This is a genomic window from Chryseobacterium sp. KBW03 (genome assembly GCF_003852415.1).
GTDB lineage: Bacteria > Bacteroidota > Bacteroidia > Flavobacteriales > Weeksellaceae > Chryseobacterium > Chryseobacterium viscerum.
In genome coordinates, this window is the sequence record NZ_QAJO01000004.1 from 679,614 (window position 1) to 692,167 (window position 12,554).

Genomic DNA, 12,554 nt, shown 5'->3' on the forward strand with positions numbered 1-12,554 from the left:
ATATGACCTTTCAGGAATTTTTAAATGTAGCATTTTCTCCGGTGAATACGGTGCTGACGGTCCTTCTTGGGCTTTCAGTGGTCTATTGGCTCTTTACCATTCTCACAGGGCTGGATATCGATGTAGGAATTCATTCCGACCTGGATGCTGATACAGATATAGACGTTCCGCATGGGCACCTTCACGCTCCTGATCATGATCCTTCGGCATGGATGCATTTCCTGAAATTTCTTAATCTGGATATCGTTCCGGTGACCTATTTTCTTACCCTGTCACTGCTGATAACCTGGCTGGGGTCATTTTATCTGAATTATTTTATTCCACTTCCTACATGGGCAGGGATCCTGATCCTGTTTCCATTGATGATTGGAGGAATGCTGCTGACCAAAATAATTCTAAAGCCCCTGAATCCCTTTTTTAAAGAAATAAACCATAAAGGCGAGCTATCATATGCCTTTTTAGGAAGAGAGGGACGATTAAAATCAAGCATTCAGGATGATAAAATAGGAATGATGGAAGTCTTTATCGGAAGCGACCCCATGACGCTGATGGTGAGAAGTAAAGACGGAAGCAGGCTGGAGCATGGCACCCGTGTCATGATTGTAGATGAAGAACCGGAAAAAAGACTCTACTATGTACAGCGATCAATGAGATATTAAAATATAAAGACTAATAACCATGTTAACTATTTTTTTGATCATGCTGAATTATATACTGGAAATCTTTTTCCAGTATATCTAAAACAAAAAACACATCTATATATAAACTATAAACTTATAAAACTATGAACTTACCTTTAATTGCTGGAATTATTGTTGCTGTCGTAGCAACAGTCGGATTGATTTTCTGGATTTTATCGATGTATAAAAAAACCGTTCAGGGAATCGTTATTTTAAGAACTGGCTATGGAGGTACAAAAGTCTTCTTTAATGCCGGTATTGTCATCCCCATCATTCACCGTATGGAATCTATTGATATTTCAGTGAAAAAACTGGAGATATCAAGAGAAGGAAGAGCGGGACTGATCTGTAAAGACAATATGAGAGCAGACATTCAGGTAGCTTTCTTTATCCGCGTCAACAAATCTGTAGATGATATTGTGAATGTGGGTCAAACAATTGGCTGTCAGCGTGCTTCGGATGCCCAGACCCTGAGAGAGCTTTTTGAAGCAAAATTTTCAGAAGCCCTTAAAACCGTAGGAAAGAAATTTGATTTTACCGAATTATACGAAGCCAGAAGCGAATTTCGTCAGGAAATTCTTGATATCATTGGAACAGATCTTAACGGATATGTACTGGACGACTGTGCAATAGATTACCTTGAACAGACTTCTATTGATAAACTGGATAAAGACAATATTCTTGATTCTGAGGGGATTAAGAAAATTACAGAACTTACAGCAACCCAGAATATCAAAGCCAATCAGGTTCGCCGTGATGAGGAAAAAACCATTACCAAGCAGAATGTAGAAGCCCGTGAAGCGATCCTGGAACTGGAAAAACAATTGGCAGAAAAAGAAGAATCTCAAAAAAGAGAAGTAGCCAATATCAAATCCCGTGAAAATGCTGAGATCTTAAAAGTAGGAGAAGAAGAACGTCTGAGATATGAAACCGTACGCATTGCAACAGAAGAAAAACTGCAGATTGCGGAAGAAAATAAACTTCGTCAGGTCGTTATTGCTGCTAAAAATAAAGAACGCGCAGACCTTGTAGAAACAGAAAGAGTATTAAAAGACAAAGCGCTTGAAGCGACCGAAAGAGAGAGGGTTGTTTCTCTTGCTCAGATTGAAAAAGAGAAAGCTATAGAACTTGAGAAGAAAAGCATTCAGGATGCGATTCGTGAGCGTTTGACAATGGAAAAAACGGTAGTTGAAGAGCAGCAGGGAATCAAAGATCTTGAAGCTTTCAAAACCGCAGACAGAAACAAGCAGGTAGAAATTACGATTGCCACTCAGGAAGCAGAGAAAAAGCTGATTGAAGAAACCAGAGCTGCAGAATCACGCAGACTGGCAGCAGAAAAAGATGCACAGAAATACGTCATCGAAGCACAGGCAAAAAGAGATGCTGCAGAAAAAGAAGCGGAAGCCCGTAAAATTATCGCAGATGCCAAAGCAAAAGAAGAAGCAACAGTAGGCTTATCAGAAGCTCAGGTACTGCACGCTAAAGCTGATGCTGCAGAAAGACAAGGGATTGTGGAAGCAATTGTTATTGAGAAAAAAGCAGATGCCAATAAGAAAGAAGGAATTGCACAGGCAGAAGTGATCAAAGAAAAAGCATTGGCAGAAGCAGCGGGAATCACCGAAAAGGCAGAAGCGATGAAGAAACTGAACGATGCCGGAAAAGACCATGAAGAATTCCGTCTTCAGCTGGCAAAAGAAAAAGATGTGGAATTGGCACAGATTGCTATTCAGAAAGATATTGCAGAAGCTCAGTCTATGGTACTGGCAGAAGCTTTCAAATCTGCAAAAATTGATATCGTAGGAGGGGACAATACCTTCTTTGATAACGTGATCCGCCAGGTTTCAGCAGGAAAAGGACTGGACAAGTTTATCAGCCACAGCGAAAACGCACAGATTGTAAAAGAAAGTCTTCTGGGTGATGGAGAAAACATCATTGGAAAAGTGATGGGAATGGTAGATAAATACAAGATTTCTTCAGAAGATATCAAAAACATGAGCATTGCTTCTCTGATCTTTAAGCTGAACGGAGTTGCCAGCCAACAGGAAAAAGGAATTCTGGAAAGAGCGCTTGATATGGCAAAACACCTGGGCGTGGAAAACAAACCGGTGAACAATAACCATGTTTAATTCAACAATACTTTAGGAATACTTAAACCTTATAGGTTTTCAAAACCTATAAGGTTTCAATAAGATAAAATTTTCAAAGTACCATAAGTTTATACAAGGATCTGCTGTCCATCAGCAGTCATGACAACCTAAATACAAACGATGTCAGAACAACTTAATTCCGGAACTTACGAAATCATTCAAAACCGTCTGAATGAGCAGAAAAATGACCTGATTCAGAGGCTTCAGAAACTCAACGAGAACCGTAAAAATATATTTGGAGGAGTAGATTTTTCTCTTATTGCCAACGAGAGAATTTCGACAGATCACACCTGTATTGCAAAAGATATCTATTCTTTGGGCGATCAGTTGATATTTGGTTCCAATGCACACCTTGGACTTCAGACAGAAATCAACATTTCGGATGTTTTTTCAATCTATAAAATTAATAACAACCGTTTTGAACCTCAGGACTATACCTTAATCAATGATGAGGTATTTATTGACGAGTTCAAAAATCTTTACAAATATTACAGAAATACATTCTTTGCCAGATTCGCCTTTACGGAAAACTATCTGTATATGGTTTTTCAACTGTCAGAAAGTACAACGGATATCAAAGCTTTTAAATGGCTTATTAAAGAAAATAAGCTTATTTATATCAACTCCAGGAGTGCTTCAGAAACATCTTATCCTCCTCAACATGGTTTTGTTTGGATAAAGGCAACAAGAGATATGCAGCGGTCGGGAAAGCATCCGCATATTTCATTAGCAGATAAAGTTTTTGTAGAAAGTATTGGCGGAGATATTACCATCAAAGTAGAAGACAATACAGATACGGGAAAAGGGATTTATTCCGAAGATGTACTCCATAAAGACCAGAACCTGGATGATGCAGAGATCCATTTCTGCGATCTGGATAATCTTGTTTTGTTTAAAATAAAGCCTTACCAGGAAACAGAACGTTATTTCATTTATAACCACAAAGAAAAAAAGGTTTCCAGAGCTGATGCTTTGAGATATTCAGGACTTTTGCTTCCGGAGAATCAAGGGGTATTATTTTCCAATGGATATGCCCTTCAGACCGGAGGATTAAAAGTTATTTCCCAGGATGAGAACAGGCTTTACTATCTGAAAACCGTTATAGAGCCCAACGGTGAGAATTTTTTATATGTTTTCTATGATGATAAAACGAACAATTATCAGCTGATTTCCTATAATATCATCACCCAGACCATAGAAACCCCCATTAGATGCAGTGGGTTTACCTTTCTCAATGACGGAAAGCTGATCTATCTCAGAGAAAGTATTGAAACAACCAAACACCATCTGGCTCAGATCTGGCAGACCCCATTTTCCAAGGAACTGGCTCCCAATATTGAAAAAGCAGACAGTTTATTATACAAAATAGGAAATAAAGATATAGTCCGGGTAATGGCAGAAAGCCAGGAGCTGATCACGCTTCTCAATAAAAAAGATTCATACAGTGGTCTTTATGATGATATTGTGAAACTTTCCACCTTTATTCTGGATACGTATTATTTCCTGAATGAAGATGAAGTTCAGAAGCTGGATGTCCCCTTGAAAGAGATCAGAGGGATTGCCCATTCCGCAATCAATGAATACGAAAAAGTAGTAGAGCAGAAGAAGAACACAGAAGAAGCTTTAGAAAAGATAAAACATGCTTGTGAAAAAATTCTGGACGATACCAAAAGGCTTCATTATTCACAGCTGACAGAATATATTGATGCCCTTTCACAGATCAGAGCGTTAAGAGGAGATGTTGCAGGCGCAAGAGAACTTAAATATGCGGATACTGCTTTGCTGGATTCACTGGATAAATCCCTTGCAGACCGTTATACAGAACTTTCAAATGCCTGTGTGGATTTTCTTTTGCAGGAAGGCGCATTGCTGCCTTATGAAGAAAAAGCTCAAAAGATCTCAGAAAACATCATTGCACTGAAGAAAGCAATTGATGCAAAAACAATTGAAGAAAATATCAATATCCTTTCCAGCCAGCTTGAATTACTGGTAGATATTGTCAACAATCTTAAAATAGAAGATACCTCTCAATCTACTCAGATCATAGAAAACATATCGCTGATCTTTGCAAGACTGAATCAGGAAAGGCTGGAACTCAGCAAAAGGAAAAGAGAAATTTCAGGAAAAGAACTGGCTTCAGATTTCCAGGCTCAGATTACCTTATTTGACCAGTCTGTGATCAATTTCCTCGAACTTTCCCAAACACCTGAGAAATGTGATGATCATCTCACCAAACTTTCTATTCAGCTGGAAGAGATGGAGACGAAATTTATCGACTTTGAAGAATTTATACAGCAGATAGAAACCAAAAGAGAAGAAGTCTACGGACATTTCCAGAACAAAAGAGTACAGCTTACCGAATCAAGAAATAAAAGAACTCAGAACCTGTTCGATGCTGCACAGAGAATTCTGAAATCCGTACAGACCAAAGCAGAATCTTTAAACTCTGAAAATGAGATCAATGGGTATTTTGCTGCAGATCTGATGGTTGAAAAGGTAAGAGATCTTTCAAGACAGCTCGCAGAACTGGAAGATTCGGCAAAATCGGAAGAGATTCAGACTCTTTTGAAAACTTCTCAGCAGGAAGCTGTAAGAAAGCTTAAAGATAAAAAAGAGATCTATACAGATGGTGAAAGCATCATTACATTAGGAGACTATAAATTTGCGGTTAACCAGCAGAAACTGGATCTTACCCTGGTTTTGAGAAATGCTCAATATTATTACCACCTTACCGGAACCAGTTTTTATGAACCCCTGAACTTCACGACAGAAGAATTCAAAGAAGTCTGGAATCAGGAATTTGTTTCAGAAAACAACAGGGTAAAAAGATTTGAATATCTTGCCTGGAATGTATTTTCTGCCCATAAGGAAGTGGCTACGGAGCGGCAAAACGAACAGGCTGTACAACAATTCACGGCCGAACATTTCGGAGAAGGTTTGGTAAAAGGAATTCATGATAAAGATGCCCAAAGCATTGTAATGAAACTTCAGCAGATGCACAATGAGCTGGGACTGATGAGGTTCACGGCACAGGAGAGGGCATTAGCGCAGCTTTTCTGGTTTTTCCTGGAAAATGAAAGAAAAGAATATTATGCTAAACAGTTTGAAGCGGCAGCCATTATTTCTCAATCATTTACTGTAAAACAGGGATTTGAGTATTTAAGCAGGGAATTGTCACAGGAAATGAATGCTTTTTTATCATCTCATGGTGTTTTTGCAGATACAGATTATATCAGCGCTGCCCAATATCTGAAACAGGTAGATAAAGACAACTTCCTGATCTCAGAAAAAGCAGGTGCTTTATATGAATTATTCTTGAAAGAGCTGAAAGAAAAAGGCAGAGATCTTGAGTTTATTGCGCAGTTACAGGCTATGTATCAGTATCCTTCAGCATGTTATTATATTGTCGAAAGCGCATTACAGGCCTTTGATTCCGAAGCGGATCAAAATATCATAAAGGAGGCCACAGCATTTATCATTACCCAAAAGTTTGATCCCAAAAATATCAAAAGCATCTCTTTTGAAGTAGCCATAAAAGAACTAAGATCCCTTGAAAAGGACACAGAATACCATCTTAACTATTTTGAATTTGTATCCCGCCTGAACCATTTTAATACAGACACGGTTCCAAAGTATAAAAAATTACAGGAATTAAAATACAACTGGGTAAGCGAAAAGAAAAAAGCACTCAAACTAGATACTTTTAAGACTCAGGTATTAAGCTCATTCGTGAGAAATAAACTGATCAACGATGTCTATTTTCCTCTCATCGGAGCCAATCTGGCCAAACAATTAGGGACAGCAGGTTCAGACAAAAGAACAGACAGAATGGGAATGCTTCTTCTCGTATCTCCACCAGGATATGGAAAAACAACCCTGATGGAGTATATGGCGGAGCGTATGGGATTGGTATTTATGAAAATAAATGGACCGTCTTTAGGGTATGATATCGTATCCACAGATCCGGCAGAAGCCAGAAATGCAGGGGCAAGACAGGAGCTTGAAAAGCTGAACCTTGCGCTGGAAATGGGTGATAATGTCATGTTATATCTTGATGACATCCAGCACTGTAACCCTGAATTTTTACAGAAATTCATCTCCCTTGCTGATGGGCAGAGAAAAATTGAAGGAATTTACAATGGGGAAAGTAAAACATATGATCTTAGGTCTAAGAGATTCTGTCTGGTAATGGCAGGAAACCCATATACCGAGAATGGAGAGAAATTTAAAATCCCGGATATGCTTGCCAACCGTTCAGATACGTACAATCTGGGAGAAATATCAGGATCAAAAACAACTCTTTTTGATCTGAGCCTTATTGAAAATGCCCTGATGTCTAACGAATATCTGACCCGATTGACCCACCCGGGAATGGAAAATCTTTATGAACTGTATGACTGTGTGATGACCGATAATCCGGCAGATAACCTGAAAGGAAACTTCAGTTCAAATGAAATCGCTGATTTTAGAGCAGTATTGCACAATACCATCATGGTAAGAAATATGGTTTTAAAGGTCAATAAAGAATATATTGCATCTGCTGCCATGTCAGATGATTACAGAAATGAACCGCCATTCAAACTGCAGGGATCTTACCGTAATATGAATAAGCTTATTGCACAGATCCAGCCGATCCTGAAAACGAATGAAGTCATTCAGATTGTATTGAATCATTATCAGAACGAATCCCAGACTCTGACAACAGGAGCAGAATCTAATATGCTGAAATTGAAAGAGCTGATAGGTGCTATTTCAGAAGAAGAAATCGAGCGTTGGGAGGAAATCAAGAAGACTTTTGTAAAAAATAAAACTTTAAAAGGTCTAGGAGAAAACGACAGGATGTCACAGATTGTGGCACTGCTGGCCCAGTTTGGAGATGGGCTGGAAGGGATCAAAGAAGCTTTGAAAAAAACAGAATAATAACCATGAAACTTTAAATAGTATCAAACAGGTTGTTTCGAACAGAGGCAGCCTGTTTTTTTATTTTTATTTCTCTCGCATATCAATCTATAAAATCTGTATCCATAATATTATATACTTCTGTATCTGTATCCAAAATTAAATACTCCATAATTTTGTTTAGCTAAAGAAGAAAATATGGAAACCATCGTTCAACGCCAGATACAATTCCAATATGCTGAAGCTTATATATCAGATATGTGGATGCTGAAAAATATTTTTCTGGAGACACAGAATTTGAAGAAAGCAGATCAGAATTTCGGACTTCCTTTTCTTTTGGCTAAAAATGGGAATAAAGTAGTCGCTTTTGCCAGTCTTATTATGAGTGAAAAGGGGGAAATCTCTTTTAAAATTTATGATAAACACAGAATGTCAGAAGCAGAAATGGAGAACTTTTTTTCCAGTGCTGAAAGATATTGTAAAAAAAATAATACTCCCAATTTCAGAGATCCGGAACAATTGAAAAGCAGTATCAATCAAATGATCAGCTGGCTGAATCTTGAATAAAGCCCGTATAAAATTGTACATTTACTTAAAACCGTATTCATGCCGAAAGACGTTCTATACCTTAAAATAGCCAACTCTGTCACAGAGCAGATCAAAAGCGAAACCCTGCAGTTTGGAGACAGGCTGCCTTCGCTCAGAAGTGCTCAGAAATTGTATAACGTAAGCCTGAATACGATAAAGCAGGCTTATATGGAACTGGAAAGCCGTTCCCTGGTAGAATCACGCCCCAAGTATGGATATTATGTAAGCCAGACTTCCCAGCGAAAGCTGGCACTGCCTTCCGTTACCCAGATGAAGGTTTCGGAAAGTAAGAATACACCACAGGATTTAATTGATAAAGTATTTGGAAGCATTGGGGGAACAGATGTTACGCAGTTTGCATTGGGTATTCCGGGGAAAAGTCTTCTTCCGGTTGCCAAGATGAAGAAATGTATGATTGACGTGATGAAAAGGAAGAGCGACAGCGGAACCAATTACGAACCCGTACAGGGAAGCGAAGTGCTGCGCCGGGAAATTGCCAAATGGTCGATGGTCATGGAAGGGAAAATCACAGAAGATGATCTGGTCATTACTTCCGGTGCGATGAATGCTGTTTATAACTGTTTAATGGCTGTCACGCAGCCCGGAGACTCGGTAGCCGTAGAAAGTCCCGTATATTTCGGAATTCTTCAGGCGATTCAGTTATTAGGATTGAAAGCTGTAGAAATTCCTACTCATCCCATTACAGGAGTAGATTTGGATGCCTTGAAAAAGGTGCTTCCGAAGCTATCGGCGTGTTGTTTTGTGGTGAACTATAATAATCCGCTGGGATTTCAGATGCCTGATGACAACAAAAAAGAGCTGGTAAAAATGCTTACTGAGCATAATGTTCCTTTAGTGGAAGATGATGTGTACGGAAACATTTATTTCGGGGCAGGAAGACCAAAACCATGTAAATTTTATGATGAAGCAGGAATTGTAATGTGGGTAGGCTCCGTTTCCAAAACATTAGCTCCGGGGTTTAGAGTCGGATGGGTGGCTCCCGGAAAGTTTAAAGAGAAAATTATCCGCCAGAAACTGGTTCAGACGGTGAGCGGACCTTCCTTGTTTTCAGATGTGATTGCGGATTTTCTTGCGCACGGACGCTATGATCATCATTTGATGACGTTCAGGAAAAAGCTGTATGCTAATTATCTGCAGATTCAGAAGTCGGTGACTCAATATTTTCCGGATAATACCAAAATTTCAGAACCCAAAGGAGGTTTTATGCTTTGGCTGGAACTGGATAAGAGAATCTGTACAGAAGATCTTTATGATAAAGCTGTCAGCCAGAAGGTAAACTTTGCCCCTGGAAGAATGTTTTCACAATATAACCAGTATCAGAATTGTATGCGGTTGAATTACGCTCTGGAATGGACAGACCGTGTAGAAAGCGACCTGGAAAAACTGGGAAAAATGATTAAAAATAGAATTTAATACCATTTAAAGAGATGAATGATATGAATAATGAAGTGACCATAATAAGATATCAACCTGAATATAAAGAAGCTTTCAAAGTTTTGAATGAAGAATGGATCAAAACATTCTTTGTGATGGAAGCCAGTGATTATAAGTTACTGGATCATCCTGAAGAACAGATTTTAAATAAAGGAGGATATATTGCTTTTGCTTTGCTGAATGGAGAAGCAGTAGGAACCTGTGCATTAGTGAAGGCGAAAGATGAGCCTCTTATTTTTGAGCTGTCCAAGATGGCTGTAAGTCCTAAAGCTCAGGGTAAAAAAATAGGATATTTACTGGGAATGACATTGATCGATCTGGCGAAGAACCTAAATGCTGAGAAAGTAGTCCTGGAAACCAACTCGGTACTGGTTCCGGCCATAAAGCTTTATGAAAAAATAGGTTTTGTACATGTACCCATCGTAGATGCCGGCTATGACCGTGTTGATGTGCAAATGGAACTGATTCTGAATAGATAACAAAAAAATATTAGAACTCGGATAAGAATATCCTTGTTCTAATATCAAAATTTAAATCTAATTGCTTTACTGTTTTATTTCTTGATAAAAGTCTTGGTCAGTGACTTTTTGCTTCCGTTGATTTTAATGAAATATACCCCTGCCGGAATATTTCCAATACTAAGTTTTTCATCGTAATATCCTCTCGAAGACTGTAAACGGGTAGTAGAAATAAGAGCACCTTTACTATCGATAATTTCTGCTTTAATTTCCTTATCATCAGACTTGTACTGGATTCCGATGAATGTTGTAACAGGATTGGGGTATACCTTAAAATCATCAGTTGTTACCTTCGTTTCTTTTGTTGTCAGAACCTCGTTAATACAAGCAGGAATTCTATTGATTCCATCAATTCCCCATGAAGATTGTACCGGAATACAAAGCCAGTTCAATACGGTTGGGAAGTGGTCGGTTTCTCTTGTTGTTGAGGTATAATCGTAAATTTTAAAATTGTTGACTGTATTGGCATTATAGGCCGGAGAACCTGTCACCGTCATGTTATTGCCATTTGGACTTGAATCTGTCAACGTGTTTCCTGAGGTTTCATTACATCTCCAATTGCCCAATAACTGAGAATAATAAGGATGCGAAGGTGTAATATCCTGATTAGCCCAGTTCACGATGACATCATTGGGAAGAGCAGATTTCCAGACTCTTACATCTTTATAAGAAGCGGCAAGATTGATCCCGTAGGTATTGGTTCCATCCTGATTTAAGGTGAAAGGAAGCCCGGAATCAATATTTCCAATGGTATTCATTTTAGCAAAAGTCACAGGAACACCATCTTCATAAAGGGTTACAAGACCATCTCTGTCAAAGCTGGCAGCAATATGTTTCCACTTATTGGTTTCCACTTTTCCGCCAACAAGATCAATTCTGTTGGTACCGTCACCAATATTCATCTTGAAAGTCTGCCCGGAATACCCTGAGAAAATAATCCCTTTATTTTTTCCGTTTGCCCAGTTTTTATTCCCGATCATCACTGGATCACTGGAATAGGCCGCATTAGGTTTTACCCAAAATTCAATCGTAAAATCCTGATTCGTTCCAAAATTAAAAGGAGTCTGGTTAGCCGGTTTTGCATAAGTTCCCGCCGGGAAATTCAATTGATTAAACGTTTTGTTAGATTCCAGAACGGTTTTGCTGATCTGTTGTGGCGTAAATCCCGGATTGGAATACACCGTAAAAATATTTCTTTCTGAAAGGTTTCCTCCTCCGTGAGAGCTTTCAATGGCTCCGTGATCTGTGGTCAGTACTACCAGCCAGTCTTCATTATTATAGGAAGGTCTGTTTTTCATAGCGGCCACAATTTCTCCTATATAAGTATCTGTGGTCTGAATAGAAGATACATATTGTGGAACACTTGAAGCAAAACCATAAGAATGTCCTGCATGGTCTACATCATCAAAATCTACGAATAGAATATCAGGATTGTCATTCTGCAAAGCGGTTACGGCTGCATTTTTCACGGCAAGATCTGTTGCCAGATTAGTCTTTACATCGGCATTCTGTACAATCTTATCATTGATGGGTGCCCAGTGAGCAAGAGAAATCGTTTTCAGACTGGGATTGAAGGTTTCAGCTCTTGTTAAAAAGTCAGGATAATTGACATAGTTCGGATTGGTAAAATTATTGTCCTGAACATTGTGTTTGGTATGCCATACGCCTGTAAGCATCGTGCTCCATCCGTTTCCGCTCCAGGTAGTGGAAGCGCAAAGCCCGTCAATAGAATAGATGGACTGACTGATGAGGTTTTGGATGTTAGGAGTGGGTGTAGACATCATTACATCTGCACGGCATCCGTCAATACCGATAAAAAGAACTTTTTTGGTCTGAGCTCCAAGGAAACAGCTCATTACAACAGCCATTGAGAATAGTTTTGTTTTCATGGGGAAAAAGGGTTTTTAAATCGTAAAAGTTTACAAATAGTAATTTATTTTTAACTATTGTAAAATTAGTTTACTATTTGTAAACATGTGTGAACTGAAAATTAATTTATTGATAATTAAACAGCTTACGAGAAAAGCTTGAATGCTAACCACAAAAGCCACAAAAGAAAAATGACTTTATTTATTTTAGATGACCGGCTTTATGAATAAAAAGTTTACAAAAGCCTTCTAAAATCTCCGGCTTTGACAAATATTCAATCGAACGTCCTATATTCCCATCCTTTGGAGGGGTGGCAAAAATTCTTTGAATTTTTGACGGGGTGGTTAAAAAAACACAAACATTTTCAATAGAAGTATCCATGAAAACATTTGTGCCAA

General features: G+C 38.6%; 8 protein-coding genes. 6 read left to right on the forward strand and 2 right to left on the reverse strand.

Annotation, left to right across the window (positions count from 1 at the left end; genetic code table 11):
- The first annotated feature begins 2 nt into the window (after positions 1-2).
- The 6 genes from DBR39_RS11160 to DBR39_RS11185 all read left to right on the forward strand — a co-directional run bounded on the left by DBR39_RS11160 (position 3) and on the right by DBR39_RS11185 (position 10,248).
- A complete protein-coding gene (locus tag DBR39_RS11160) occupies positions 3-659 on the forward strand; it encodes a hypothetical protein (RefSeq protein ID WP_124533061.1) in 657 nt (218 codons plus the stop codon).
- A 125-nt stretch (positions 660-784) separates the two neighbouring features.
- The gene (locus DBR39_RS11165) at positions 785-2,806 is read left to right on the forward strand and encodes an SPFH domain-containing protein (RefSeq protein WP_124533063.1); all 2,022 of its coding nucleotides are present in this window, start codon (positions 785-787) and stop codon (positions 2,804-2,806) included.
- A 141-nt stretch (positions 2,807-2,947) separates the two neighbouring features.
- Positions 2,948-7,747: a DNA repair ATPase gene (locus DBR39_RS11170; RefSeq protein WP_124533065.1), complete on the forward strand. Its 4,800-nt coding sequence runs from the start codon at positions 2,948-2,950 to the stop codon at positions 7,745-7,747.
- Positions 7,748-7,924: 177 nt separating this feature from the next.
- The gene (locus DBR39_RS11175) at positions 7,925-8,293 is read left to right on the forward strand and encodes a hypothetical protein (RefSeq protein WP_124533067.1); all 369 of its coding nucleotides are present in this window, start codon (positions 7,925-7,927) and stop codon (positions 8,291-8,293) included.
- Between the two features lie 39 nt (positions 8,294-8,332).
- Positions 8,333-9,748, forward strand: coding sequence for a PLP-dependent aminotransferase family protein (locus DBR39_RS11180; protein ID WP_124533069.1), 1,416 nt, complete (start codon positions 8,333-8,335; stop codon positions 9,746-9,748).
- 14 nt (positions 9,749-9,762) lie between these two features.
- The gene (locus tag DBR39_RS11185; protein ID WP_124533071.1) at positions 9,763-10,248 is read left to right on the forward strand and encodes a GNAT family N-acetyltransferase; all 486 of its coding nucleotides are present in this window, start codon (positions 9,763-9,765) and stop codon (positions 10,246-10,248) included.
- Positions 10,249-10,322: 74 nt separating this feature from the next.
- Here the strand turns inward: DBR39_RS11185 and DBR39_RS11190 are convergent, their stop codons facing one another.
- Both DBR39_RS11190 and DBR39_RS11195 read right to left on the reverse strand, forming a co-directional pair.
- Entirely contained in the window at positions 10,323-12,176 is a 1,854-nt protein-coding gene (locus DBR39_RS11190; RefSeq protein ID WP_124533073.1) for an alkaline phosphatase family protein, read from the reverse strand.
- 181 nt (positions 12,177-12,357) lie between these two features.
- Positions 12,358-12,537 (reverse strand): hypothetical protein, encoded by a 180-nt coding sequence (locus DBR39_RS11195; protein WP_124533075.1) that lies wholly within the window; start codon positions 12,535-12,537, stop codon positions 12,358-12,360.
- Positions 12,538-12,554: the final 17 nt, after the last annotated feature.

Bases quoted from the DNA above. Each gene is read 5' to 3' on its own strand.
- DBR39_RS11170 (WP_124533065.1), top strand. From the start codon at position 2,948: ATGTCAGAACAACTTAATTCCGGAACTTACGAAATCATTCAAAACCGT.
- DBR39_RS11175 (WP_124533067.1), top strand. From the start codon at position 7,925: ATGGAAACCATCGTTCAACGCCAGATACAATTCCAATATGCTGAAGCT.
- DBR39_RS11180 (WP_124533069.1), top strand. From the start codon at position 8,333: ATGCCGAAAGACGTTCTATACCTTAAAATAGCCAACTCTGTCACAGAG.
- DBR39_RS11165 (WP_124533063.1), top strand. From the start codon at position 785: ATGAACTTACCTTTAATTGCTGGAATTATTGTTGCTGTCGTAGCAACA.
- DBR39_RS11160 (WP_124533061.1), top strand. From the start codon at position 3: ATGACCTTTCAGGAATTTTTAAATGTAGCATTTTCTCCGGTGAATACG.
- DBR39_RS11185 (WP_124533071.1), top strand. From the start codon at position 9,763: ATGAATGATATGAATAATGAAGTGACCATAATAAGATATCAACCTGAA.
- DBR39_RS11195 (WP_124533075.1), bottom strand. From the start codon at position 12,537: ATGGATACTTCTATTGAAAATGTTTGTGTTTTTTTAACCACCCCGTCA.
- DBR39_RS11190 (WP_124533073.1), bottom strand. From the start codon at position 12,176: ATGAAAACAAAACTATTCTCAATGGCTGTTGTAATGAGCTGTTTCCTT.